Annotated in this window: 22 protein-coding genes and 3 tRNA genes; 11 read left to right on the forward strand and 14 right to left on the reverse strand. The window is 61.2% G+C overall.

The features are described from left to right. Positions 1-195 precede the first annotated feature (195 nt). Both LAN70_13435 and LAN70_13440 read right to left on the reverse strand, forming a co-directional pair. A complete protein-coding gene (locus LAN70_13435) occupies positions 196-1131 on the reverse strand; it encodes a fatty acid desaturase (protein MBZ5512156.1) in 936 nt (311 codons plus the stop codon). A 15-nt stretch (positions 1132-1146) separates the two neighbouring features. Further along, a complete protein-coding gene (locus LAN70_13440) occupies positions 1147-2058 on the reverse strand; it encodes a fatty acid desaturase (GenBank protein MBZ5512157.1) in 912 nt (303 codons plus the stop codon). Positions 2059-2295: 237 nt separating this feature from the next. On the opposite strand from LAN70_13440, the gene LAN70_13445 reads away from it, so the two are divergent. The 3 genes from LAN70_13445 to LAN70_13455 all read left to right on the forward strand — a co-directional run bounded on the left by LAN70_13445 (position 2296) and on the right by LAN70_13455 (position 6569). Further along, positions 2296-2646 carry an STAS domain-containing protein gene (locus LAN70_13445; GenBank protein MBZ5512158.1) on the forward strand — a complete coding sequence of 117 codons (351 nt, stop codon included), beginning with the start codon at positions 2296-2298 and terminating at the stop codon, positions 2644-2646. Positions 2647-2781: 135 nt separating this feature from the next. Next, the gene (locus LAN70_13450) at positions 2782-2976 is read left to right on the forward strand and encodes a hypothetical protein (protein MBZ5512159.1); all 195 of its coding nucleotides are present in this window, start codon (positions 2782-2784) and stop codon (positions 2974-2976) included. Between the two features lie 338 nt (positions 2977-3314). Further along, on the forward strand, positions 3315-6569 hold the full coding sequence (locus tag LAN70_13455; GenBank protein MBZ5512160.1) for a protein kinase: 3255 nt from the start codon (positions 3315-3317) through the stop codon (positions 6567-6569). A gap of 37 nt (positions 6570-6606) precedes the next feature. Here the strand turns inward: LAN70_13455 and LAN70_13460 are convergent, their stop codons facing one another. Together LAN70_13460 and LAN70_13465 are read right to left on the reverse strand one after the other, a co-directional pair. After that, positions 6607-7482: a DUF3365 domain-containing protein gene (locus tag LAN70_13460; GenBank protein MBZ5512161.1), complete on the reverse strand. Its 876-nt coding sequence runs from the start codon at positions 7480-7482 to the stop codon at positions 6607-6609. Between the two features lie 2 nt (positions 7483-7484). Further along, the gene (locus LAN70_13465) at positions 7485-8396 is read right to left on the reverse strand and encodes a hypothetical protein (protein MBZ5512162.1); all 912 of its coding nucleotides are present in this window, start codon (positions 8394-8396) and stop codon (positions 7485-7487) included. Positions 8397-8729: 333 nt separating this feature from the next. Here LAN70_13465 and LAN70_13470 point away from each other — a divergent pair, with 333 nt between their 5' ends. Then, on the forward strand, positions 8730-10349 hold the full coding sequence (locus LAN70_13470) for an FHA domain-containing protein (protein ID MBZ5512163.1): 1620 nt from the start codon (positions 8730-8732) through the stop codon (positions 10347-10349). Positions 10350-10384: 35 nt separating this feature from the next. On the opposite strand, the gene LAN70_13475 is transcribed toward LAN70_13470, so the two are convergent. Next, a complete protein-coding gene (locus tag LAN70_13475) occupies positions 10385-10906 on the reverse strand; it encodes a hypothetical protein (protein MBZ5512164.1) in 522 nt (173 codons plus the stop codon). Then, entirely contained in the window at positions 10906-11715 is an 810-nt protein-coding gene (locus tag LAN70_13480) for a hypothetical protein (protein MBZ5512165.1), read from the reverse strand. The genes LAN70_13475 and LAN70_13480 overlap by 1 nt, the downstream gene beginning before the upstream one ends. 208 nt (positions 11716-11923) lie before the next feature. Here LAN70_13480 and LAN70_13485 point away from each other — a divergent pair, with 208 nt between their 5' ends. Then, positions 11924-12376, forward strand: coding sequence for a hypothetical protein (locus LAN70_13485; protein ID MBZ5512166.1), 453 nt, complete (start codon positions 11924-11926; stop codon positions 12374-12376). On the opposite strand, the gene LAN70_13490 is transcribed toward LAN70_13485, so the two are convergent. Beyond that, positions 12306-13109: a helix-turn-helix domain-containing protein gene (locus LAN70_13490; GenBank protein MBZ5512167.1), complete on the reverse strand. Its 804-nt coding sequence runs from the start codon at positions 13107-13109 to the stop codon at positions 12306-12308. The two genes, LAN70_13485 and LAN70_13490, sit on opposite strands and share 71 nt — an antisense overlap. Positions 13110-13557: 448 nt before the next feature. Here LAN70_13490 and LAN70_13495 point away from each other — a divergent pair, with 448 nt between their 5' ends. Continuing rightward, complete coding sequence (locus LAN70_13495) at positions 13558-13788, forward strand: hypothetical protein (protein ID MBZ5512168.1); 231 nt, start codon at positions 13558-13560, stop codon at positions 13786-13788. Positions 13789-14194: 406 nt separating this feature from the next. On the opposite strand, the gene LAN70_13500 is transcribed toward LAN70_13495, so the two are convergent. Further along, a tRNA-Cys gene (locus LAN70_13500) sits at positions 14195-14269 on the reverse strand. Between the two features lie 276 nt (positions 14270-14545). Here LAN70_13500 and LAN70_13505 point away from each other — a divergent pair. From LAN70_13505 to LAN70_13525, 5 genes are all read left to right on the forward strand, one after another. Beyond that, positions 14546-14620, forward strand: a tRNA-Gly gene (locus LAN70_13505). An 86-nt stretch (positions 14621-14706) separates the two neighbouring features. Next, positions 14707-14780: transfer RNA gene (locus tag LAN70_13510), tRNA-Cys, on the forward strand. 162 nt (positions 14781-14942) lie between these two features. Continuing rightward, a complete protein-coding gene (locus LAN70_13515) occupies positions 14943-16838 on the forward strand; it encodes a Na+:solute symporter (protein ID MBZ5512169.1) in 1896 nt (631 codons plus the stop codon). Positions 16839-16994: 156 nt separating this feature from the next. After that, complete coding sequence (locus tag LAN70_13520) at positions 16995-18074, forward strand: serine protease (protein MBZ5512170.1); 1080 nt, start codon at positions 16995-16997, stop codon at positions 18072-18074. 269 nt (positions 18075-18343) lie between these two features. Next, positions 18344-18925: a hypothetical protein gene (locus LAN70_13525; protein ID MBZ5512171.1), complete on the forward strand. Its 582-nt coding sequence runs from the start codon at positions 18344-18346 to the stop codon at positions 18923-18925. 109 nt (positions 18926-19034) lie between these two features. Here the strand turns inward: LAN70_13525 and LAN70_13530 are convergent, their stop codons facing one another. The 6 genes from LAN70_13530 to LAN70_13555 form a co-directional block, all read right to left on the reverse strand. Continuing rightward, positions 19035-19541 (reverse strand): response regulator, encoded by a 507-nt coding sequence (locus LAN70_13530; GenBank protein MBZ5512172.1) that lies wholly within the window; start codon positions 19539-19541, stop codon positions 19035-19037. A 388-nt stretch (positions 19542-19929) separates the two neighbouring features. Further along, positions 19930-21726: a gamma-glutamyltransferase family protein gene (locus tag LAN70_13535; protein ID MBZ5512173.1), complete on the reverse strand. Its 1797-nt coding sequence runs from the start codon at positions 21724-21726 to the stop codon at positions 19930-19932. Between the two features lie 150 nt (positions 21727-21876). Beyond that, on the reverse strand, positions 21877-22611 hold the full coding sequence (locus tag LAN70_13540; protein ID MBZ5512174.1) for a ZIP family metal transporter: 735 nt from the start codon (positions 22609-22611) through the stop codon (positions 21877-21879). A gap of 108 nt (positions 22612-22719) precedes the next feature. Further along, positions 22720-24168 carry a 2-oxoacid:acceptor oxidoreductase family protein gene (locus LAN70_13545; protein ID MBZ5512175.1) on the reverse strand — a complete coding sequence of 483 codons (1449 nt, stop codon included), beginning with the start codon at positions 24166-24168 and terminating at the stop codon, positions 22720-22722. Between the two features lie 82 nt (positions 24169-24250). After that, a complete protein-coding gene (locus LAN70_13550) occupies positions 24251-25303 on the reverse strand; it encodes a 3-methyl-2-oxobutanoate dehydrogenase subunit VorB (protein MBZ5512176.1) in 1053 nt (350 codons plus the stop codon). Next, positions 25287-25556, reverse strand: coding sequence for a 4Fe-4S dicluster domain-containing protein (locus LAN70_13555; GenBank protein MBZ5512177.1), 270 nt, complete (start codon positions 25554-25556; stop codon positions 25287-25289). Before LAN70_13555 ends, LAN70_13550 begins: the two co-directional genes overlap by 17 nt. Between the last annotated feature and the right edge of the window lie 123 nt (positions 25557-25679).

Raw genomic sequence — 25679 nt, forward strand, 5'->3', positions numbered from 1 at the left:
TAAGCATATCTGCTGTGGGTGGAAGCAGCCCCACGACATTCAAGGCCACATATCTGGTCAAATGGGAACGGGCCCTCCCTAAACGACCTGGTCGTCCTCAACCGCGCCCCAGACCGGTTCCATGATGGCTTTCCAGGACCAAGAGGGAACCACCGATTCGGGTCCAGAACAAAGTCCTACCACCGATCTGGCTGTCTAGTCTCCGGAAGCGGCTTGCGCCAGGTCGTGAGCAACAGGGGCCTCTGCGGGCTGCGATGGTGACGGTTGCGGCTGCTCGTCGGTCTTGAGCTTCGGCAGCTTGACATCCCAAGCCAGGCCGAGCATGCGCAGCACCGAAATTCCGTACCAGTTCAAGTCGAATTCATACCAGGCCAGGCCGTGGCGCGCCGATTGCGGGTGGGCATGATGGTTGTTGTGCCAGCCTTCGCCCCAGGTGATCATGGCAATCCAGAAGTTGTTGGTGGAATCGTCGCCAGTCTGAAAACGCTGTGAGCCCCACATGTGGGTGGCTGAATTCACGAAGTAGGTGGCGTGCGAGCCGACAACGATGTGCAGGAAAATCCCCCACAGCAGGCACGACCATCCCACCGCCCATCCGAACGTCAGACCGCCGACCAGCAGTACAGCCGCTGCCAAGGCAGCCAGCGGCACCCAATGCCACTTGCTGATCCAGAGGTGAAATTTGTCTTTACGCAGGTCGGGAACATAAGGCAGCAGTTCGGTGGTCCGGTTGTGATTCGCCGCGCCGGTGATGATCCATCCCATGTGCGCCCAGAAACCGCCGTCGTGGGGAGTATGGGGATCGCCTTCCTGGTCGGAGTTCTGGTGATGGATGCGATGCGTCGCCACCCAGCCGATTGGTCCGCCTTGCAAACATAGGGTCGCGCAGACCGTCAGGAAATATTCCACCCACTTCGGACACTTGTAGCCGCGGTGGGTGAGCAGGCGGTGGTAGCCCATGCCAATGCCAAGACTCCCCGACAGCCACCACAGAAACAAGAACAGCGCCAGCCCTTGCCAGGTGAAGAAGAACAACGCGGCCACGGCGCCGACGTGGCAAAGGCCGAGAAAGAATGCGATCGTCCAGTTCAGCGGCTGCGTAAATGTGCGGTCACGTGCGACCATTCTCATGAAAGTGGAATTCTCCTAGTCGCCGGATGTGACCGGCAGCAATTCTTTCTCGACCGCCGGAGTCTGTTTGGGCATGTGCTTGGCTGTCGTTTGCGCGTCGGTCATAAACCGCGGCAGCTTGATGTCCCACGCCAACCCGAGCGTGCGCAGGGCGCAGATCCCGTACCAGTTGATGTCGAACTCATACCAGGCAAGCCCGTGACGCGCGGATTGCGCGTGCGCGTGGTGATTGTTGTGCCAGCCTTCGCCCCAGGTCAGCATGGCCACCCAGAAGCTGTTCTTCGACGTGTCGCCGGTCAGGAAACGCTGGCGTCCCCACATGTGCGTCGCTGAATTCACCAGCCACGTGGCGTGCAGGCCCATGACGGTGCGGAAAAAAATTCCCCACATCAAGACGCTCACGCCGCCCACGGCGAGAAGGATCACTCCGAGCACGACCATCGGAACCCAGTGCCACTGGCTGATCCAGGTGTGGAATTTGTCCTTCCGGAGGTCGGGGACGTAGGGCAGGTTGGCGTCGGAGTTGTTATGGATGGCTCGGCCGGTGAGGATCCAGCCCATGTGCGACCAGAAGCCGCCGTCGCGCGGCGAGTGCGGATCGCCCTCCTGGTCCGAGTTCTGATGATGGACGCGGTGGGTCGCCACCCAGAACATCGGTCCGCCTTCCAGCGCCAGCGCCCCGCAGGTGGTCAGGAAGTACTCCACCCATTTCGGGCACTTGTAGCCGCGATGCGTCAGCAGACGGTGGTAGCCCATCCCGATGCCCAGGCTTCCCGTCATCCACCACAACACCGCCGCCACCGCCAGCCCTTTCCAGGTGAACATGAACAGCGCAGCAATTGCGCCAACGTGGAAGGCCGCCATGAAAAAGGTGGTCAGGAAACTAATGGGCTCACGAAACGTGCGGTCACGCACACCAATGCTCATCTATGCCATCCTCAAGAAACCGTGGAGATTATTGCCTTGCATTGAAGGTATCAAGCGGCGCGGCGCGGCTTTGTAATACTTGTGTAATACCTCGATTCGGGGGCTGGCGCTGCTGGTGCCCCAACACCGCCGCGGCGAGTGCGGACCTCAACCCGGGATGCGGTGCGGCGGCAGACTCGGCGCCGTTTTAACAAGTTTTTAACAATGCGGTGGAAATGTGGTCACTACAATTCAGGGATGCCCGATCTCCCGCTGCGCATTGCTACCCTACCCAGTGCAACCACCGGCCGTCGGGTGCTCAAGCTGGATGGACCGCTGACCCTCTCGAACTTCTTCGAGTTCCAAAACCTTGTCCGGGCAGACCACGCCGCCAGCCTGATCATCGATCTTTCGGGCGTGCCGTACATCGACTCGGCGGGAATCGGCAGCCTGGTGAACGGCTACGTCTCGCACCAGAATGCGGGCAAAACCTTGTCGTTGGTGGGAGTCACGGAGCGCGTCCGCACATCCCTGCGCGTCGCCAACGTGGAACAGTTCTTTCCGATTTTTTCCAGCGTGACAGAAGCCGAACAAGCCGCCGGAAAGTGAAGATTCGTGCCTGGCCGGGCAATTTGGCGCAGGTCTTCAATTGTTACTGCCATGTTAAAAGATGCGCCGCAGGCTCCGTGCGGGCTTGACTTGTAGGATAATTGACTGTTTTAAGTTCCCCTCAGGGAGGATTCTGTGACCGCCAATGCCGACCAACGGATTTGGTTTCATCCGCCGAAATTCTGGGCAGCCACGAATCACATGCGCAAGGAAGAGGCCGACGAACTTCTCAACCGCGTAATCCGGTTGGCGGAGAATTCAGAATTGGACCGCCTCCGGCAATACACGTTTATCTCTGTAGGTGTGCCCAAGATCTCCCAAGAACAGTGATCGCAGTAACGAACCAGGCTATTACCTGACCAACCAGACATCGAGCCCTGGTGGTGGTCCCAAGCCGCCCAGCGGGGTGGTGTGCCTGCGCCCCGGCCGGCAGTGTCGCGGTCTTTTGGTTGACAGCCCGCATGGTTTTTGGGACTATTTGAGTGCTCGTGGATGGCTGTGGGGGAAGTTCCGTTCGGGTTTTGTTCGCTTCATACCAGCGTTCATTCTGTTTGCAAGACAGCAACTTTTCGGATCCAAACGGTCCCAATCGGACCGTATGAGCGGGATAACTGTCTTTCATCGCGCGTTTCCAGCACGGTGGATTTCAGGGCTCGCTGGGGTGTCGCGTGGGTAATCTGGGCAAATACGAGCTGCTGGGGGAACTCGGACGGGGCGCCTTCGGGATCGTGTACCGCGCCCGGGATCCCATCATCAGCCGCATGGTGGCCCTGAAAACGATGACCAACAGCGTCGCCGGCAATCCTGCCCTGCTGCAGCGCTTCTATCGCGAGGCCCAGTCAGCCGGTTCTCTGCAACATCCCAACATCGTCACCATCTTCGACATGGGCGATCAAGATGGCACCCCATTCATTGCCATGGAATTGGTGGACGGGCAAACCCTCGACGACGTCATCGTCAGCCGCGTTCCCGTTCCCCTGTCGCTGAAGCTGGTGTACGCCGTGCAGGCATGCCGCGCCTTCGACTACGCCCACAAGCGCGGCATCATCCACCGCGACATCAAGCCCGGCAACGTGATGGTCAACAAAGACGGGATTGTCAAGGTGGTGGATTTCGGCATCGCCCGCGTCCTGGAAAGCTCCAAGACGCAGACCGGCATGCTGATCGGCACGTTTTCCTATATGGCGCCCGAGCTGTTTCACGGCGAGCACGCCAACGAACGGTCCGATATCTGGTCTTTTGGCGTGCTGCTGTACGAACTGATCGCGTCCCGGCGTCCCTTTTGCGAAGAAACTCCCGCCGCGCTCATGAGGAGCATTTGCGAGCAAGAACATCTTCCCCTGCGCGAGGCGGCGCCGCATTGTCCCGCGGATCTCGAGGCGGTGGTGCACAAGACCTTGCGGAAATCCGACGCGGAGCGCTTCTTGTCCATGGAGGATCTGCTCCTTGAGTTGGACCCGATCTGCCGGCGGCTGCAGGCGGAGAACGTGGCCGAGTTGCTCGCGCAAGGCCGGGAACTCGTCGAACAGGGAGAATTCGCGCAAGCACGAGACCTGTTGCGCCAAGCCCTGCGGGTCGACCCGACCAACCTGCAGGTCAGGGTGCTGTCCGAGAAGGTCAATGTGGAGCTCCGGCGGATGTCGGTTCGCCCGCAGGTGCAGGAGCGTGTCGAAAAGGCCCGCGCGCTCCTCCAGGAGGGCAGGCTTCAGGAAGCCGATACCGAAGCCGGCAATGCCCTGGCGTTGGATTCTTCCTTCGAAATCGCGAAGGCACTCCAGCGCGAAGTGCAGGACCGGATTCGACGCGCCCAAACGATCAACGAGTGGCTGGACCTGGCCAAACAACATCTCGCGGAGGGGCTGCCGGACGAAGCGGACGCACTGCTGGCCAAGGTAGCGGAAGCGGATCCTTCCAATCGCGAGCTGCCCGGGCTGCGGCAGCAGGTCCTGGACGAACAGGAGCGCCGGCAGAGGCAAGCCCGGCTGCTGGAAGGTATGCAGCAGGCGCGCGCTTACTGGACGCAGCAGAATTACCAGGAGTGCATCGCCGTGCTCACTGAGCTGCAGAAAGATTTTGCCGGCGAGGAAGAGATCGAGAGACTGCTGGAGACGGCGCGCGAGGAACAAGCCGAGCAGAACAAGCAGGAAAGGTTATCGCAAGGGCGCAACTTGCTGGCGCTGCAGCAGTATGAGGAATGCGCCACGGCACTGGCGCAGCTCCAGGCGGAATTTCCTGGCGATGAGGAAATCCGGAGGCTGTTGGACGCAGCGCGCGCCGAAGAGGCCGAACAGCAAAAAGAGCGCCGGCTGGCGGACGCGCGCAAGCTGCTGGCCGCCCAGCAGCACGAGGAATGCATCGCGCTCCTGGTGTCGCTGCAACAGCAGTTTGTCGACGACGACGAGATTACCCGCTTGCTGGCGGCGGCGCGCGAGGATCAGGCCGAGCACGGCAAGAAGGACAAGGTTGCCGCAGCGCGGAGACTGCTGGCCGCGCAGCGCTTTGCCGATGCCCTGGCGCTGCTGGACGCCGTGCTGGCAACCGATCCCAAGGACTCGGCAGTCCTGAAGCTCCGCACCCTGGTGCAGCGGGAACAGGAAAAGCAGGCCTCGTTCGAGATTCTTCGGCGCGAATGGGAGGTTCTGAAGAAACTTGTCGGCGAAAGGGCCTACCCCGACGTGGTGACCCGGGCCGAGAACCTTCTGCAACAGTTCCCGGGGGATGCCGCCCTGATGCGGGTCGTGGAGTTTGCCCGCAAACAACAGGCGCAAATCGAAAGTGGGTTGCGATTCCGGGCCGCCCTGGATGAAATCCAGGCACACCTGAACGCCAATCGTTTTCCGGAGGCCGCCGCGGCCGCTCAAAGCGCGCTCGAAGCCTTTCCGGGTAATACCCAATTCACGGCTTTACTGGAACAAGCGCAGGCCCGCGAAAAGAAGGAAGTCGTCCGCAAACTGATCGAGAGGCGTGTCCGGGACATCAAGGTCAAGATCAACCGTGGCGAGCTGAGCGAAGCCAAAGAGATGGCCCGCGAGGCGCTGACCACGCTCGGTCCGGATACCGACGTGAACCAGTTACTGGCGTCCGCCGAGGTCGAGTACGAGGCGCGCGAAAAAAAGAGGCGCCAACAAGAACAACTGGAAACCATCCGAACTCTGATTCAAGGCGGAAAAATCGAGAAAGCCGCGACGACCCTGGACGAAATGGCCAGGAGTGGCGATTTCCATGCTCTCGATCCTCGTCTGTACCAGGTCGCCGATGCCCTGGAGGCCGCCCGGAAAGCGGCCGCCGCCTCTCCTTTGACCAACGTTGCAGCGGAACCGGCAGCCCCCGCCCGGGAATACGCCCTCCTCGAGGGCCCGCCCGTGGCTGGCGAAGGGGATGCCGCGGGGGCGGGCGCTCCTCAGGCAATGCAACCGCTTGCAGAAGCGGTCCCGGTAAGCGCTCCGGCCGGTGAGGGTGTCGCTGGGCAAAGCGAACCAATTCTGGACGTCGTCGAGAAGCAGCTCGCTGCCTATCTGGGACCCGTCGCCAAGATCGTCGTCAGGAAGGCTGCATTACGGGCGAGAAATGCCGAAGAGCTGTACGCGCTGTTGGCCGAGAATCTGGAACGAGAAGAAGACCGGAAGACATTTCTCGCGGGAAGAGTTGAAAGCCGGGCTCAGTTCAAGAGCGAATCGCCCGCCGAGCCCGTGGCACGCAGCGCTGCGCCCGCCCCTCAAACTGCGCTTCCGCGCGAGGTCATCGACCGCGCCGCCGCCATCCTGGCGCGTTACGTGGGCCCCATCGCGGGCGTTTTGGCCAAAAGGACGGCGCCGCGCGCCGACAGCGCGCGCGCGCTTCACCTGCTCCTCGCCCAACATGTGGAGACGGAAGCCGATCGTGCGCGCTTCCTGCGCGATGCCGGCGCGCCCGAGCGTTCGTAGCCGCCGCCCAGCTCCCCGCCATCCCTGCTTCGGACAGTTACGGGGTTTCCAACATCTTGAGCGCCTCGGCCATGCTCTTGCGCATGCGGCCGAATGATTGCGACAACTTGGCGATTTCATCGTTGCCGGACAACTGGAACTTGGGCGCATCCATGTTGCCCAGGCTGACCTCGTCGGCGATGTGGGACAACCGTTGTACCGGGCGCGTGACCAGCAGGACGAGCATGGCGTTGAGCGCCAGGAAGATGGCCGTGAAGACCGCCGCCACCGAAACCATGAATCCGGTGAAGGCAGTCCGTGCGCGCTGCACCGGCAATTGCATGGGCGCCGACACAATCTGCGCGGTGATCACGTCATTCAGTTTCCAGCCGAAGCCGTTGGCGCTGCCATAGCGCTCGATCAGCGTCCGAGGGGCTAACTCGGGCGTGTCGTGACAGGCCAGGCATTTCGCATCCTTGAGTTTCAAGGCGCGGGCTATGTACAGCACCCTGCCGTTGGGTGTATCGCGTTCGCCGACTTCTTCCGTCTGGGTGGGCGTCTGGCGGAAATAGCGAATGATGTCGGCTTCCCAGTCGGTCGCCCGGTTGACCGGATTGGTGGGATTCAGGGTCGCCTCTTTGTAGGAGTAATCAGGAAACGTCTTGCGCAGTTGATTGAAGTACTCGTTGGCCGAGTAGGCCGGCACGGATTGCGGCAGGAACGAATACTTGAGCTGCGTATCCAGCAGCGGCTTGATCTGGTTGCTGGTGTAGGCACGAACCGCCAGCGCGGCTTCCATCATGATGCGCGCGTTCTCCAGGATTTCCTGTTTGGCGTTGCGCTGTAGCAGGCGGTTGCTGAAGTAACCCACCACCACGAAGCCGATGGCGAAAACAAGCAGCAGTACGAGGTTGAATTTGATGATCAGTTTCATGTTCATTCCCTGCCAGGTTGCGACTTGGGGTTGTCAGCCGGCGGCGGCGTTTTTGGCTCGTACTTCTCGGGGTGCAGAATGCGGTCCCACTCGGGATGTTCGCCCAGGTGAGCTTCAATGCCCTTGCGGAATTCGGCGTCGTGCAGGCGCGGCTCAAAGCGCTGGACAAACCCGCGGCGCCAGGCATGTCCAGTCGTGAGCCACGGTTGGATTTCGGGATAGGTGACCTCATGGTCGCGCCGGGGCTCGGCCGGTCGCTTGCCGGCAAAACGGGGCAGACGCGAGGGCAGCGTGTCTCGAAACGGGCGTGGCATGGCATTGACGAAGCTGGGGTCGGGGCGCGGGCTGGTGGTCACACTCTTGCCGGCGCGCCGGGAGAAAAACTGTCCTGCCTTGGTGCTGCTCGAACTGCCCAAATTGCCGTCCGGGTTGACCACGCCGATCGCGGCTGATCCGGACTCGACGTAGATTTCGGTGACGGCCGCGGCATGCAGCACGACCGAGCCGTCCCTGGAGGTAGCTGCCAGCGCCGGCGTGGCATAACGGTACGCCCCGGCATTGGGGTTGATTTCGCCTTTCAACCAACCGCTGAGCAAGACCAGTTCCACCGCCGGGGTGGCCCCTCCCGTCTTCTCCGGGCCGCGCCCTGCCCGGTCGCTTAACAGGAAGAGGCGGCTCGATGAGCCAAGCGCCACGATGGCGCCCCCGGGGAACTCCAATTGCGCAAATCCGGGATCGGCGCTTTCAAAGATGTCGCCCGGGCGAAATCGCATGCCTTCCACTGCTTGCAGGACAGTCGTGCCTCGGATCACCCGCAGCGCACCTTCCACGAAGGTAAGGGTGCCGGCCTCTTGTGTGCGGGCGGACAGCGGGAACGACAAAAACAGCGCCAACAATGCGAGCACACGCTTCATTTGGAACCCCATTACGTGGGAAGGGCAACCGCATCACCGCATCCAAACTGGCCTAACCCCGAACGCCAGGATGGATTGTAGGTGTGCGTACTGAGCAGACTTGCGGCGCATTTTCCACAAGGTGGGTGCGGCGTGTCAAGCGTCATTTTGCTACCGTGCCTGCCGTGGATGAGAATGCAGATCGTTGCACTCCGCGATGCGACCCTGCTTGTGCACCCCCGAATTAGTTGATCGAAAGGCGCGATTTCTCGTACTCTCCCATGGAAACTGCAAAGTTTGCGACCCAGGCTCGTAGTGCGCCGCTTTCGTTGACGGCGGCTTGTCGTTGAATTCATGAGAATCGTAACCTGCTATCGCGATACCGAGAAAACCTGGGAAACTCGGGAACCGGACGTCGTGTTCGGACGAACCGAGGAACAGTCGGAAGCCGTCCTTAACCTTTTTCCCGACAAGAAAGTCTCCCGGTCGCACGGTCGAATCTGGGAAGAGGGCGGCTTCTACTGGATCGAAGACCTCAACAGCAAGTGGGGGACTCGCCTCAATGGTCTGGAGATCAAGGGCGGAGGGAAACACCAACTCCGCATCGGCGATGTGATCGTCGCCGGCAATACCACACTGCGGATCGGACTGTCGGGGCCGCCGGACGCGCCCTCGCGAACCAAATACCTGGAACAGGGATCCATCCTTCTCCCCGACGCCCGGCAGGCCGAGGTGGCGATTGCCCGCGACGTGAGCGCGAACTTGCTCAATGCGGTGCCGGTCGAGGTGGTCGGCGAGGAGGCGGCGCGGCGCCTGAAGGTGATCTGCGACGTTCCCTTGCAATTGGCGGGCAAGACGGATCGGGAAGCTCTGCTGCGCGTCATCGTCGACCGCCTGGTCGAGCTGCTTCCCAACGCCACCAGCGTTGGGCTGGTGCTGCGGGATGCGAAGACGGATGCCTTGTTGCTCAAGGCGTTTCACTCTGACAGGTTCTGCTCGGTGAGCGAGACGCTGGCTCGCCGCGCCGTGGAGAGCCGCAAGGCCTTCATCTGGAAACGAAGCGCCGCGGGCGACCTCAGCGGGACCCTCCTGGAAGGGCCGATCGCAGTCGGGATGTATGCTCCGCTGGTTTGGCAGGAGGAAGCGCTGGGAGTGATCTGTGCGGATAGTCACAAGCTGGACGCGGTCTTCACCGAGGACGACCTGCGCCTGATGGTGATGATGGCACAGTATGCCGCCATGACGGTGGCCAACCACGATCTGCAGGAAACGCTGCGCCGCGAATCCGCCGTCAAGGCCAATCTGTTGCGCCAGTTCTCACCCGCCCTTGCCGAGCGGCTGCTGGCGCATCGCGGCCAGTTGCAACTCGGCGGCGAACGCCGCGAAGTGACCCTGCTTTGCTCCGATATCCGCGGGTTCACCATCATGTCCTCGCAGATGCAGCCGGACGAAATCCTGGGGACCTTGAACGAGTACTTCGGCTACCTCGTTCCCGTGATCTTCGCCAACCATGGAATGATCGACAAGTTCATGGGCGACGCGATCCTGGCCGTCTTTGGAAGCCCGGAGCCGGATCCGGCGCATCATGAACACGCGGTCAGAGCCGCCCTGGAGATGCAGGCCGTACTGGCGTGGTTGAATGACACCCGCGGCGCCCGGGGCGCGCGCATCTGCCAGGTCGGCATCGGCGTCCACTGCGGAGAGGTGGTCCAGGGATTTGTTGGTACCGCCGACCGCATGGAATTTACCGTCATTGGCGACGTCGTGAACCGAACGGCGCGCTATACCGCCGGCGCCGCCGGCGAGCAGATTCTGATCAGTCCTGATCTGCATGAGCGCGTCTGGCGGCTGGTGGAAGCGGAAGCCACCAAGATTGCCACCAAACACGAAGGCGATTTGGCCGCCTATCGCGTTCTTGGCCTGAAGCCCCGGCGGCGCGACCAGAGTGGCGCCAGTTCAGCCGCCGGACGCTGATCGCCGGGCGCAACCTCCCGGCTGGCGCACCTCGACTATGCAGCCGGGCGTTGGGAACGCCATAGGAGTCCGAGGCGCATGTACATCGTGGTCATGACGTCATACTGATCCAGGATCGGTTTGCATCGCGCTGTCGTCTGGGGAAATGCGATACCGAGGGAAAGTCTTGCCAGCGCCAGCAGCGCCAACACGCGCGTCATCACAGCGACGGAAGCCAGACTTCGCCCCGCCGAAGCTACTTGAGCGTTGGCTGCCGTTCTCGCGCACTGACCCGCCCGAACCAGGATGCCGGCGTTTTGCGCGAGGCGCCAGAGGTATTCGGCGGCCGCGACCCGCCGGGCACGCTGCACCATCCGAAACGCTCTTCCCGTCAGGCGCCGGCGCAAGTACATGTCTTGTGCAGGATCGATGAGATTCTGAAACGACTGCAGGTCGATGGGCTGAAGAAACTTGCGCACTTCTTCGATGTCGTGGACCGGTCGTATGTTTCCGCGCACCGCCCACCATACGATCACCAGTGAAGCAATGGAAGCAAGAACAATGCCAATTAAAAACATTATCCACGCCTGCTCAGCAGCTTAGTAAGAGCTGTATTCCACTCCTGCAGCCGGAGGTCGTCGCCGTACACGGTGAACGGGACGGAAACCTCGCGGCGCAGGAAATGAATCGTCCAGATGAGTACGCCACACAAGTATGCAACACTTTTCACCCAGCCATAGGTATTGGCGAAGATAATTCCATACCGGGTGGAAAGTGCCAACGCAACCACTTCGATACTGATGATAACCGCCATGCCGGCTGCGATACCGAACAGCTGCCGCTGCCATACCAGCCATAAGGATGAGGTCGCGACGAAGAGCAGAGTAATCAGGCCGAGTTGAACAATGGTCGCGCTACGATCCAGGGTCACAATACCCGCAGCGAGGCGACTCAGATCGGAACCCGGCGCGGAGGCTGCCGCGACCGCACCGACCAGCACCAGAAGCGCCGCCGACCACTTGAAAAGAATGGAGGCAAACATCGTCAGGCCCTCGTAAGCGCCCAACCCAAGGATGTAAATTTCGTGAATCACCAGCAGAACAAACATGGCATCGATCAGTGCGAGCGACCAGTACACACAAAAATATTCGAACGACGCTCCGCCCATCAGGTGGTATAAACCGAAACGAAGGAGAAACTTGGCGATCGAAAAGAGAAGATAAGCAAAGAACACCGGCGTTTGGGCCGCAATTCGATTGCGTACCATACGCGTTACCAGAATTGCCAGCAACGCTTGCGGAGCAATCCACAGCAAGTAATTCAGGAGTGTCTGCGCGTTCATATACCGACGGCGGGGCAGCATATCTCCCGCGCCGTCGGTGTTCAAGACATTTCTGGTCATCATACGGGAGGTACCAGAATGGGCGGCTTGCAGATCTGGGTCGACGGATCACACAGCGGAACCGGGTCCGAGTCCTTGAGAGGGGGCGGGTTGATTAGACTAGTTGTTGACAGAAGGAGTACAGCGGCGACAAACTTGATCCAGCATTTCACGGTGCAGCCTCCATTGCGCTGTTCGCACCGTGGAAGGTGCCGTGTTTTTCGCCATCGGCCTGTTCTTAATGGAATTTGATCTATGTTCCGAACTTAGAACACGTATGACTTTTTTGTCGGCTTACGAGGATTTTGTGGTTAGGACGCTGGCGTCGTTGCCAGGCTTACTCGCCAGGCTGGTTTATCTCGGAAGCCTGCGTGACGATGCCGGCGATTACTGCCACTGGGGAATGTCGAGGACATTCGGCCCAACCCGTACGTCGGAAGCACTCGCCCAAGCGCATGCAGAGGCCTGGCTCGAAGTGCTGCGCACACCCCTCCCGGCCCTGTTCGCGCAAGATCTTGAGATGGGAAGTGAGACTTGGCGGGGACAAGGAGAGAAGCTGACGCCGCCCGAGATGAGCGGCGGAACGAAGCGCCACTTCAATTCAATTCTTTTGGCGCTTTCCCAGCTTTCGCAGGCGGCGAAGGAACCCAATCAGAGAGCCGCATAGCGACGCCCACCACTTGCCCGAGCACCTCGGCCTCCTGCTGGTCCTTTAAGATGCGCGGTTGCACCGGCGACAGCGGATGCGGCTGTAACATGATCTGGTTTTGCTTCAGGGCGCACCAGCAGCAGGTGAATCCATCCCTGGTTTCGACAAGGTAAATGGGGCGTTCATATTCCGAGCGCCACATCCCCTCCGCGACTTTGTTCCTCGTTTCATCGATCTGAACGAACGATCCCGGCAGCAACAGGGGATACATCGTGAAATCCTCCATCCCGATGTACCCGTAGGTGTAAGCGGATTCCGCGAGCTGCTGTAAATAGAGGAACGGGATGGCGCCCCACTTGTCGATCATGCGGCCGAGATTGGTGGTACGCCGAATATCGAAGCCCGGGTCCATGCGAACCGGGACCTCGACTTTGGCGGTACCGATGGTGGCGCGCAGGAGGTGGGTTTTCGGCGGGTCGAAGACGCTCAGATCATTGGCGGTTTGGGCCAGGTTAACTCCGTACCATGACAGCAGCTCCTCGAAACGGACGCGGTAAATGACGGATAAGGTGTACAGCCTGAAGATGCTGGGGATGATGCCCTTGGTCTCGATATCCGAGAGCCGGCTCAGAGGGATGGTGTAATCCTCACTCTTATGCCTGGCAGCCAGGCGAACGCTGGCGGCCTCCACGTCTCGAATGGTCAAGCCAAGTTTGTCGCGAGCGGCTTTAAGTCTCTGACCGGCGTTCATCGACATCTCCGAGCGGCCTATTAGACGATAGTATGCTTGGTTCTACAAGGGAATTGCCACACCGCACAATTTCTTTCAAAACTCGCCCGTTCGTATTAAGCTATTTCCCCACCCAGGAAAATTTAAAGGAGCCTACTTTGGATCTTAGCAAGATTCTTGATCAATTGAGAAGTGAACGCGCGCGACTCGATGAAGCCATCATCGCACTTGAGCAAATCACTGGGAAACCAGGCCGGCGCGGTCGGGCGCCCGGAAGACCGCGGCGGAGGAGACTCTCGCCTGAGGGCAGAAGGCGGCTGTCGGAAATGATGAAGAAGCGCTGGGCGGAACGTAAGCGGCGCGCCAAGGCTGCCTAGGACGGTTGTTCCAAAATCAGAACAACTTCTGGTTTTGTCCGGCAGTGTGCGGCAACTGGCCGTAATCTCCTGTGAGGTTGCAGGGCTAGATCGTGGCCAAGAACGCACTGGTAATTCTCCGCAAGCAACGGGCCTCACTCGACCGCGCCATTCGGGCTTTGGAACAATTGCAAGAGCTCGGGTTCGCCGTCCCTCAGGACAGCAAGGATGCTGCCGTTGGGCAGGCTGGGGCGAGGGTGCTGCATCTGTGCAGGGAACTTGATCGAGAAGAACTCGATCAACCACCGCCTTTGCCAACAGGCAGCGATCCCGGCTACGAGTGAGGCGCTTGTTGGCCTGAGTGCGCGGACGCACCGGAATGCAACGGCGAATCGCCGGAACACCCTCATTGCGCTCGCGACAGCTTGAAGCGGCGCGCCGCCCACGCTGCGCCGCGCGCTGCCAACGCCGCAGCGCTGCCGCACGCTACCATGCCGGTCCGGCATAACCGCGCAACGTCTAATGCCCAGCGGCTTCGAGGCGAGGCGACCACGGCCGGTCAATTCTCTCCTGGCCGATCGTTCCGCTGTGTTCCATTTCTAGAACAAGAAAGGCGTGCAGTCCCGGAATTTGGCACACCGGGCTGCCAGTGGGCTGGAGGCGCGGGTGGCGAAGCGAGGGGGAGAGCCCGCTGCCGAAATCCCGAGCGCAGCGAGGGATCTTTCGTGCGAGGGAATTCAGGGTAGAAACTGGAGGCGCGGGTGAGAATCGAACTCACGCATAAAGGTTTTGCAGACCTCTCCCTTACCACTTGGGTACCGCGCCCTCTCAAAGACAGATCCTTCGCCGTGCGGCTCAGGATTTCGCCTGCGGGCTCCCGCTCCCCCTCGGCTGCGCTCGGGGTCGCTCACGCTCGCAAAGCGGCTCAACTTGGGTACCGCGCCCTCACTGGGTTGTACTTTCAAGAATACGCGTGGGCAGATCGGGAGTCGAGGTGTCCTCCCGCAGGCCGAAATCCCGAGCACAGCAAGATGCTGACACACCGGCCGAGGTACCGGCGTTGACCCGGTTTTCTGCGGTTCGCTATAATTGAAAAGTTGAGCGGGAGTAACTCAGCGGTAGAGTGCGACCTTGCCAAGGTCGAAGTCGCGGGTTCAAATCCCGTCTCCCGCTCCAGTTTTCCGCCGACCCTCGCTGCTGGCGAGGGTTTTGCGCATGGAGCACCCCGCCGTAGACGCAGGATCTAGGATCGCAGGTTCAGGGGCGCGGTAGCCAAGTGGTAAGGCCGAGGTCTGCAAAACCTCCATCGCCGGTTCGATTCCGGCCCGCGCCTCCAGTTTCCACCCTGAATTCCATACCGAAGTCCCTCGGCGCCAGGTCAAGATGCCCGGTGTACTCACGTTACTGACAAACTGAAAAACTGACTTACTGACCTGCTCATAAACCTGCCATACTGTCGCACCAGCGCGTTGTATCGAGAACCGAAAACCCAAAACCAATGACCTTCACCTTCCTCGACTGGGCCGCCATCGTCGCCTATCTCGGCATCACCCTCGCGCTCGGACTCTACTTTCGCAGCCGCTCCGGCAAGACCGTGGACGACTACTTCGTCTCCGGGCGCAACGTGAATTGGTGGCTCGCCGGCACGTCCATGGTCGCCACCACCTTCGCCGCCGACACCCCGCTGGTGGTCACCGGGCTGGTCTACCGCCAGGGCATCAGCGGCAACTGGCTGTGGTGGAGCTTCCTGCTCTCCGGGATGATGACTGTCTTCCTCTTCGCCCGGCTGTGGCGGCGTTCCGGGCTGCTCACCGACGTGCAATTCGCCGAGATTCGCTACAGCGGACGTCCCGCCGCCTTTCTTCGCGGATTTCGCGCGCTCTATCTCGGCTTGCTGATGAACTGCATCATCCTCGGCTGGGTGACCAAGGCGATGACATCCATTGTCAGCGTCACTCTGGGCGGCACGCCGCTGCTGAACTCGGTGAGCCGCGCGCTCACGCCCCTCGGCTCGCTCTGGTCCGGCCCCGACGGCGCCGCGCTCGCCATCTGCGTGCTCTTCCTGATTCCGTTTACCGGACTGTACGTCGCGCTTGGCGGACTTTGGGGCGTGCTCTGGACCGACCTGTTTCAGTTTGTCCTCAAGATGACCATCGTCATCGCGGTGGCGTATTACGCGGTGCATGCCATCGGCGGCATGGATGTCATGCTCGCCCGCCTGCGCGCGATGCAGGCGTCCACGCCGAATTCCACCAATCCCACGGCTCTGTTTCCCGACTTTTCGCACGGCCTGACCGCCGAAGTGATCTGGATGTACCCGGTCATCACTTTTCTGGTGAACATTGCGCTGCAGTGGTGGGCGTTCTGGTATCCGGGCGCCGAGCCCGGTGGTGGCGGCTATATCGCGCAGCGCATCTTCAGCGCCAAGGACGAGCGCCATGGCCTGCTCTCCGTCCTCTGGTTCAATGTCGCGCACTACGCCGTGCGCCCGTGGCCGTGGATCGTCACCGGCCTGGCGGTGGTCGTTCTGTATCCCGGCCTCGCCGAACCCGAGAAGGGCTACATGATGGTGCTCAATCAGCACCTTCCGCACGCCTTCCGCGGCATCGCCATCGCCGGGTTCCTGGCCGCGTTCATGTCCACCGTGGCCACGCAGCTGAACTGGGGAGCTTCCTACCTGGTCGCCGATTTCTACCGGCGTTTCATCAAGCGCAACGCCTCCGAGCGCCATTACGTAGTCGCCTCCCGTCTCGCCACCGTATTCTTGGTGATCGCCTCGGCGTGGGTTTCGGTGCAGTTGACCTCGATCGGCGGCGGCTGGCAGGTGGTGCTGGAAATCGGCGCCGGCACCGGGCTGGTTTACCTGCTGCGCTGGTACTGGTGGCGCATCAATGCCTGGAGCGAAATTTCCGCCATGGCTACCTCGCTCCTCGTCAGCCTGCTGCTGAATTGGAAGGGTCTGTGGCTGCGCGTTAGCGGCAATGAATCTCTGTTTGTCGGCAGCGGCCCGGTGGTGTTCGCGAAAACCGCGCTGACCACGACGATCATCACCACGCTGGCGTGGATCGTCGTGACTTTCCTGACCAAACCCGAACCCGAGCGCGTCCTGGTTTCCTTCTACCGCAAGACTCGACCCGACGTCCGCGGCTGGCGACCGATCGCGCGCCTCACGCCCGACGTTACCGCCAATCGCGACCTCGGCCGCAACCTGATCGCGTGGCTGCTGGGCTGCGCCATGGTTTACCTGGCGCTGTTTGGCCTGGGAAAACTGATTCTCAATCAGCCCGGACTTGGCATTGCGCTGCTGATCAGTTCAGTGGTGTGCGCGTTCCTGCTGTACAAAGAGCAGTCGAGCCGCGGTTGGGGAGCGGAACAGGATCAAGGGTCCGCATGATCGCAAAAAGCAGCCACGGCCTTCTGTCTTGAAGTTCTGCAGAACGCGCAACTGGTGCTGAGACCAAACCCCGCCGACCGCAGCAGACACCGCATCCATTAACTCAACTCCTTGGCGCATGCACAAGCCAGATTCACTAAGAGTAGAATCTCAGGCGTGAATCGCATTCTTGTCGCAATGATTGTTTTTCTCTCGTTTGCCTGTACTGCAAGCGCACAGGTGGCCTCTGAGCCCTCCGCGGTTATTGCTCGCGTCAGTGCTGCCACCGTTCTCGTCCTGTCCGGCGAGGGAGGGGGAAGGCTCAGTTCGATTAGCACTGGTGTCATCGTACGACCAAACGGTGTGTTCTTAACGGCGTATCACGCAATCAAGGAGGCACGAGAGGTTCAAGTACGCTTGAGAACGGGTGACGTTTACGACCAAGTTGTGTTACTTGGTGCCGATGAGCGCCGCGATGTTGCAGCATTAAAGATTACGGCCACAGGCCTGCCGACGCTGCCGGTAGGGTCGAGTGCAGATGCTAAGCCCGGTGGGGCCGCGTACGTAGTCTCCAACTCCAACGGCCTCGCTTGGAGTGCCAGCGCAGGTATTTTTGCGGCATCGAGGCTGGCCGATGAGATAAAGGGGGCGGGACAGGGATTCACAGTATTGCAATTCACCGCCCCAGTAAGTGGGGGCGCAAGCGGAGGGCCGCTCGTCGATTCAGGAGGTGCTCTCGTCGGAATCATTACCAGAGGAGCAGCTTCTGGTGTGGGATTCGCAGTCCCCATCGAAGCCGTAATCGGGCTGGCCGATGGGAACGTGAACCTGGCACTAGGGAGCGGCGCAGCATTACAGTTGCCCTCGAATCGACAGTCCCCGTCGTCCGCCGCCGTTGCCTCCTCCAATCCGCAAGAGATTGTTCGTGCCGCAAAAACAATCTGCATCAGTACCCGGACCATGTATTTCACGCCTGCAAGACTGGAAAGTGAATTTGTGCAGCAAAAGGACTTCGAAAATCTTGGCCTAATGCTTGTCAAAGACCCGCGTGTTGCGGACCTGCTCATCACCATCGACCGCCCCTCATTCACGTACACTTTCACGTATTCAGTGGCCGATTCGAGAACCTCACTAGTTCTTGACTCAGGAAAGGTTACTGCCATCGACGGGAACTCCGCGGCCGGGAAGATAGCGAAGCAACTGGTCAGCAATTGGGCAAAAATTCGTCGAGTAGCACCCGCCTCCAAGGCGAACTAACGCCGCCATGAGTCTCTCTGGCTGGCGTGAAATCGCCAATCACTAGTTACGGCGCGGGCCTGCCGTGTCAGCCCGCGCTCATGCTGGAGGCAGTCCAACAACTTCTCTCCAGACGTCCCCACCCTTTTGTCACGTATTAACCGGTCCGGAATGCTTGCATACTGGGAAGCGCTGTTCGGAGAAAGAAGATGGCTGTTCGGGAACAATCCGGCGGGTCTGGGAAAATCCGGCTCGGCCGCATCTTGAGCATTGCGACTCTGCTCATCGCAGTGGCCGCCCTCGTACTTGCGTTAAAGAAGCCGCAACCGGTGGCGCCGCCGCAGTCACCGGCTGCGATCGCCGCCAACGCCCAATCCTTTCAAGCGAAAGTGAGCCAGTTGGAACAGGCCCAGGCGCAAGGCCAAACCGGGTCTGAAGTGCGCCTGACGGCGGATGAAATTGTGGCTGCCATCGCTCAGGCAGAAAGAGCAATGCCGGCGCAGGGCAAGGCCCCAGGCTTCGCCGCCCCCTCGGCAGACACCGCTGCTGCTGTCGCGCCCAGTGCCGTTGAGATGGCTAACGTTGACGAACCGATTATCAGTTTTGAAGGCGACATAGTCCGGGGCCAATTCGTAAGCGAGGTGGCCGGGAAGAAGACTTACGTCACCGTGGCGGGCCATCTGGGATCGAAAAACGGATATGCGACTTTTGAGCCCACGGAATTCAAAGTGGGAGACCTGAAGGTGCCGGTATCGCTGGTCAACGACGCCCTACAGAAGAAAATGCTGGAACAGCAGGAGCGCCTGAAACTCCCGGATTTCGTCAGCGAGGTGCGGGTGGAGAACAGCCAACTGGTGGTGAAGCAGAAGTAGAAGTGATCACAAAAGCTTCAGGGTTTCAAAGCTCACCGGCGCCGCGCAGCGCAAGATGATCTTTGAAACCCTGAAAACTAGAAACTAGAAACCCGAAACTGAAACTGTCTTAGTTAGTTCTTGCCGGCTGCTGCGCCAGCGGCTTCGGCGACCCCGCTGGTTTGGGCTTGCCGAGCAGGTCGCGCATCTTCTCCACCATCACGCCCGATACCGCTCCCACCACCCGCATGCTGCCTCCGCCCCTGGTCGTCACCGGCGCAGCCTCCATCATCTGTTCGATCTGGTGTGCCAGATCCGCGGTCGGCCCGCCCTTGGTGACGAACACGTCGATGCACTCGCGCGGCGCATCTTTCGGCAGCCACGGCAATGCCGTCAGGATCAGCACCGGCACATCGGCGCGCATGTTTTTCATCTTCCGCGCCACTTGGCCACCGTTCATTTCCGGCATTTCATAATCGAGCACCACCGCATCCACGTCGTGCGAGCGGAAATAACGCAGCCCTTCTTTCGCGCTGCTGGCGGTGGTCACATGGAAATCGAAGGTCTCGAGCAGAATCTTGCGCACCTGCAAGCTCTGCTCATCATCGTCAATGCAAAGGACTTCCCGTTGCCGCATGTAATCTCCTTTGGCGTGGGCCCCGTCAAAAGCGGCATTCGCGCCAACCGAGGGGAGACTGCTCCCTGGGAACGGGGGCAGCGATTGAACATAGGGTGCTATGGCACCTCATGTGCCACATAAATGGTGCATTAGGCTCAATTACTTAGAGCGCGGCTGAGGGAAACTTCCAGGGAATTTTTACCTGATTTGGCAAAATTGTGGCGGCAAGCGGGCTAGCCACGGAGGACACTGAGGCCAAAGAAAATCGCAACATGAGACGGAGAAAGCGTGACCTCAGACAAGCCGGAATGCTGGATGACCGATAGGTTTCCTTCGTGATGCTGCCCTGTTATTTCTCTGTGACCTCTGTGGCTAAAGCATGCAACTCGGCACTCGGAACTCGCAACTACCATCCCGCCGCCCAGCGGTGCCCGCGCACGTCCGCCCCGGCCTTGATCACTCTACTACGAGTGTCGTACTCGATCATGGTTGGCGAACTCGAGTTTTGCCAGTCGCCCTGCATGATCAGCTTGTGACCCAGCGCGCGCAGCTCTTCGAGCGTTGATTCGTGGAAGCGGCTCTCCACCTGCAGGCCGAGCGGATTGTCGCCGTGGTCGTCGAAGGAGCTGTACATGGCCACCGAGTTGAACCGCGGCGCCTCCACCGCTTCCTGGGGCTGCATGCCAAACTCCATCACGTTCAGGAAAACTTGCAGCAGCGTCTGGTCCTGGCTGTCGCCGCCGGGGGTGGAAAATGCCAGCCACGGCTTGCCGTTTCTCAGCGCCAGGGTCGGCGTCAGCGTGATGCGCGGCCTTTTGCGCGGCCCGATCTGGTTGGGATGTCCCGGCGTGAGCACAAATGCCTGCGCGCGCTGCGTCAACGGAATGCCGGTGTCGGCGGCCATCATCGCCGGAATCCAGGCGCCGCTCGGGGTCGCCGAAAACATGTTTCCGTCCTGATCCATCACGTTGACGCAGGTGGTGTCCTGATGCTCCGCGTTGCGCATGCGCAAGCGGGCTTTGGCGAACTCCGCCGGCGCCTCCGCCTTCATCCGCTGCGGATCGCCGACGCGATGATCGGGCGACGCCAGCTTCGCGTTCATTAGCCCCCGCCGCACATTCGCGTATTCCTTCGAGATCAGTTGCGCGGGAATTTTGCTGACGTGCGGGTCGCCGTAATACGCGTCGCGGTCGGCGTACCCCAGCTTCATCGCCTCCACCACCGTGTGCACGTACTGCGGCGAGTTGTGCCCCATGCTTCTCAGATCGAAGGCCTCCAGCAGGTTCAGGTTTTGCAGGAACACCGGGCTCTGGCTCCAGTAGCTGACCTTATAAACGTCTGCGCCGCGGTAGCTGGTGGTCAGCGGACGCTCGACTTGCGCGCGAAACGAATTGATATCGCGCTCGCGCAGCAGGCATCCCACTTCCTCGCAGTACTTGGCGATCTTTTTCGCGATCGGCCCGCGATAGAAATAGTCCCGCACGGCATCAATCGCCGCCGCGCGCTTCCTCCGCTTGGCCTTTTTTTCCGCGTCCGCCATGGCTTGCAGCGTTTTTGCCAGCTCGGGCTGCGACCACACCGCGCCCTGTTCCACTGCCTTCCCCTTCGGCTTGTACACGCGCTCGGACGTCTTCCACTTCGAGTACGTCGGCTCGTGCTGCTGCAGCGTGCCGGCCAGGCGCTGGTCGGCGGGAAATCCCTGCGCCAGTTCGATCGCCGGCTCGATCACCTCGCTGAAGCTCATCGTGCCGAATTCCTCGAGCGCCACCAGCAGCCCGTCGATCATTCCTGGCACGATCGCGCTCAGCGGCCCGTAGGCGGGAATAATTCCGTTGCGTCCCTGGATCATCACCGGAAACGGCCCGCGGCGCGGGTCGTTGGCCGGCAGGTTCAGATAGAACGACGCCGTTGCCAGTTCCGGCGCGACGCCGGTGCCGTTGACCGCCACCACCGGCTTGCCCTTGAGCTTGATCAGGATTGGAACTTCGCCGCCCAGCCCGCAACTGGCCTGCTCCACCACGCCGGCCGCGAACACCGTCGCCACGCCCGCATCCACCGCGTTGCCGCCCTGGTGCAACATGCGCATGCCGGCCTCGACCACCAGCGGATGTCCCGCTACCACCACGCCTCGCCGCCCCATCACCTGCGGCTTCAGCGTGGTGGGTACAAAGCTGTGCGGCGTGTAGGAGCCCTTCTCGGTCATGTCGCCACTCCTTGAGAAAAATCTCAATTTACCACGATGCGCTTTTACCACCGAGACACCGGGACCACCGAGACGCACCGAGAAAACTTCTACAGAATTCTCGGTGACCCTCGGTGTCCTCGGTGACTCGGTGGTGAATTGGAATGTGAGCTAGAAGGCGATCTTCGTCAGTACTGCCAGCAGGACGAACCCGGAAATCAGTCCCAGCGACGGCGATTTCGAATCCGACTGCGCGTGGCTCTCCGGAATAAGCTGGTCCGACGCCACAAAAATCATCGCACCCGCCGCCAGCGCCATGCCGAAGGGCAGCATGCCGTCGAGCTTGCTGGCGAACCACACGCCCACCGCGGCCGCCAGCGGTTCGGTCAATCCCGATAGCGACGCCCACGCGATCGCCCGTGCTCGCGAGAACCCGGCGGCGCGCAGCGGCATGGCCACCGCCAATCCTTCGGGAATGTTTTGCAGCGCGATCGCGATCGCCACAATTGCGCCCAAGCCTTTCGTCCCGCTACCGAATGCGACGCCGATGGCCAATCCTTCCGGCACGTGATGCAGCGTGAGCGCCGCTGCCATCAGTATTCCCAGCTGTTTGCTGCGCCCGGTGATTTGCGGCGCGAAGTGCGGCTCCAAGTGTGGCACGGCGAGTTCCAGAAGGTACACCAGCAACGCACCGCACAGCAGTCCCAGTGCCGCCGGCACGATCCCTTTGCGCGACAGCGCCGGCCACAGCAGCGTGATCGAGCCGGCTGCCAGCATCACCCCCGCCGAGAATCCCAGCAGGGTGTCGTACAGGCGGCGCGAAATGCGCGGCAGCAGCGCGATCATCACGCCGCCCAGGCCCGTCGCCAGGCCCGCCAGCAAACTCGCTACCAGCGCCGCTTTCATGAATCCCTATTCCTCAGAATCACTCCTCGACAAAAACGCCCGGCTTTGTTCGCCGGGCTTACTTCCGCATTGGCTAATGGCTAATAGCTAATAGCTAATGGCTAACAGCTAATACGCAAACCCATCCGGCTGGCTCACGGCTCCGATCCTGACCTGGTGATCGATGTACACCCGCCCGGCGTGCAGCGCTTCTTCGTTCATCTTCACCAGGTTCGGCTTTTTCACCATCGTCTCGATCACCGCCATCGCGGTCTCCGGCGACAGGCACTCGGTTTCCTCCAGCAGCGCACCCAGCATGACCACGTTGGCCACCTTTGCGGACCCGAGCCGGTCGGCAATCTCCGACGCCGGCACGCAGACCACCCGCGCGTGCGTGATCACAAAATCTTCCGGGAGACTGTCGCGGTTGTAGAGGATCAGTCCCCCGGGCGCCACTGCGGGCGCGAACTTGCGCAGCGACTGCTCGGTCATCGCCACCAGCACTTCCGGATGCGTGACCAGCGGCGATCCGATCCGCTCCTGCGACAGGCACACGTGACAATGGGCGCTGCCCGAGCGCATCTCCGGCCCGTATGACGGCAGCCAGCTCACCTCCATGTGCTCGCGCATGCCCATCTCCGCCAGCAGGACGCCCAGCAGCAGCACGCCCTGGCCGCCGAACCCGGCCACCTTGATGGTGCACTCCTTGCCATGGTGGTGGGGCTCGGGTCCCTGACTTGCGTCTTCTGTCAGCTCCAGCGCTTCAGCGACGCTCTTCTGCGGCACGTCGATCTTCGGGATCTCAACTTTGCGGTCGCGCAACACGCCCAGCGGAAACACCGGAATCATTTTTTCCGCCACGAACTTGCGGGCTTCCACCGGGTCCTGTTTCCAGATCGTCGGGCACGGTGACAAGATTTCCACCAGCGAAAATCCCGCGTTATCGCGCTGCAACTCCAGCGCCTTCCGGATCGCCTTGCGCGCCCGCATGATGTTCTTGTTGTCGGAAAGCGCCACCCGCTCGATGTACACCGGCGCTTCCAGCGTCGCCAGTAATTCCGAAACGTGCAGGGGGAAGCCTTCGTTCGACGGGCGCCGTCCCCACGGGCTGGTGGTGGAGGTCTGCCCCACCATGGTCGTGGGCGCCATCTGCCCGCCGGTCATCCCATAAATCGCGTTGTTGATGAAGAACACCGTGATCTTCTCGCCGCGATTGGCGGCGTGCACGATCTCCGCCGTTCCGATCGCCGCCAGGTCGCCATCGCCCTGGTAGCTGATCACGATCTTGCCGGGGCAGGCGCGCTTGATGCCGGTCGCCACCGCCGGCGCCCGCCCGTGCGCCGCCTGCACGTTGCCGGTATTGAAGTAGTAGTAGGCGAAGACCGAGCAGCCCACCGGGCTGACAAAGATGGTCCGCTCCTGCAGCCCCAGTTGCTCAATCGCCTCGGCGATCAGCTTGTGCGCCACTCCGTGCCCGCAGCCCGGGCAGTAGTGGGTTTGGTGTTGCAGTTCGCCCTTGCGATCATAGCGGTCGTAGAAGACCGGCGACTTCTCGTGAAGAATCTCGTATTCCGCCACTGCTAGCCTCCGCCTTCAATCGGCAATCGACAATCGGCAATGCTTTTACTGACCACTAGCCACTGACCACTGACCACTGTTCTCACACTTCCGCTCCCACGCACTCCAGCATGCGCGCGTGTACTTCCTCGACCGACGGCACGTTCCCGCCGATGCGCGAATACAATTCGACCGGCACCTTGCCGTTGACCGCCAGCCTCACGTCCTCCACCATCTGGCCGGTGCTCATCTCTACCGTCAGCACCGTCTTGCAGCGCGTCGCCGTCTCCAGCAGCGCGTGCGAGGGGAACGGCCACAGCGTGATCGGACGGAACAACCCCGCCCTGACCCCGCGGGCACGCGCCTCGTCCACCGCCGAGCGCAGCACTCGGGACACGATCCCGTATCCAACTACCAGGATCTCGGCGTCGTCAGTGCGGTAGGTTTCATGCCGCGGCTCGAGCTGCTGCGCCAGCTTGTACTTCTGTTCCAGCTTGCGCTCGTGTTTCTCCAGGTCGTCGGGCTCGAGATAGATGGATGAGATCAGGTTGTGCTGCGTTTCCGGCGTGCCCTTCACCGCCCACGGCTTTGCCCGCTCCGTGCTCTCGATTTCTTCCAGCTCGATCGGCTCCATCATCTGCCCGACAAAGCCGTCGGTCATCACGATCACCGGGTTGCGATAGCGGTCGGCGAGATCGAAGGCGAGCATCGTCAAATCGGCCATCTCCTGAACCGACTCCGGCGCCAGCACCAGGTTGTGATAATTTCCGTGCCCGCCGCCCTTGACCATGGCGAAGTAATCGCTCTGCTCCGGCGCTATGTTTCCCAACCCCGGCCCACCGCGCACCACGTCCACGATCACGCACGGCAGCTCGGAGCCGCACAGGTAGGAAATTCCCTCCTGCATCAGGCTCAGCCCCGGTCCCGAGGACGCGGTCATCACCCGCACGCCCGCGGAAGCCGCCCCGTACACCATGTTGATGGACGCGACCTCGCTCTCCGCCTGCACGAAGGTCCCGCCGACCTCCGGGATGTAGAGCGCGGCGTATTCGGCAATCTCGCTGGCCGGCGTGATGGGATATCCGTAATAGGCGCGGCAGCCCGCCAGCACCGCGCCCTTGACCACCGCCACGTTGCCCTTACACAGATGCCGCATGGGTGGCCTCCACCGCGCGCGCAGGCGCCGGCATCCGGTACACCGTGATCGCGCCCGGTTCCGGGCAGCAGTAGAAGCAGATGCCGCACCCGGTGCAGCCCTCGCCGGCGTAGGCCGCCGGATGCGCTCCGTAGGCGTTCAGCTCCGCCGCCAGCGACAAGCACTTCGGCGGGCACGAATCCACGCACAAGCCGCAGCCCTTACATTCTTCAATGTTGATCTTCACCTTGCCGCGCGACACAGCCGCCATCATTCACCTCGCCGTTAATCTGCTGATCTAGTGATTTGTGATGGAGTGATTTCGATGGGGCCGCATCGCCGCGGCGCTGCGGCGCTGCCAATCGCTAAATCACAAATCACTAAATCACTCAATGCG

This window comes from Terriglobia bacterium (assembly GCA_020072845.1).
Classification (GTDB): Bacteria; Acidobacteriota; Terriglobia; order Terriglobales; family Acidobacteriaceae; genus JAIQGF01.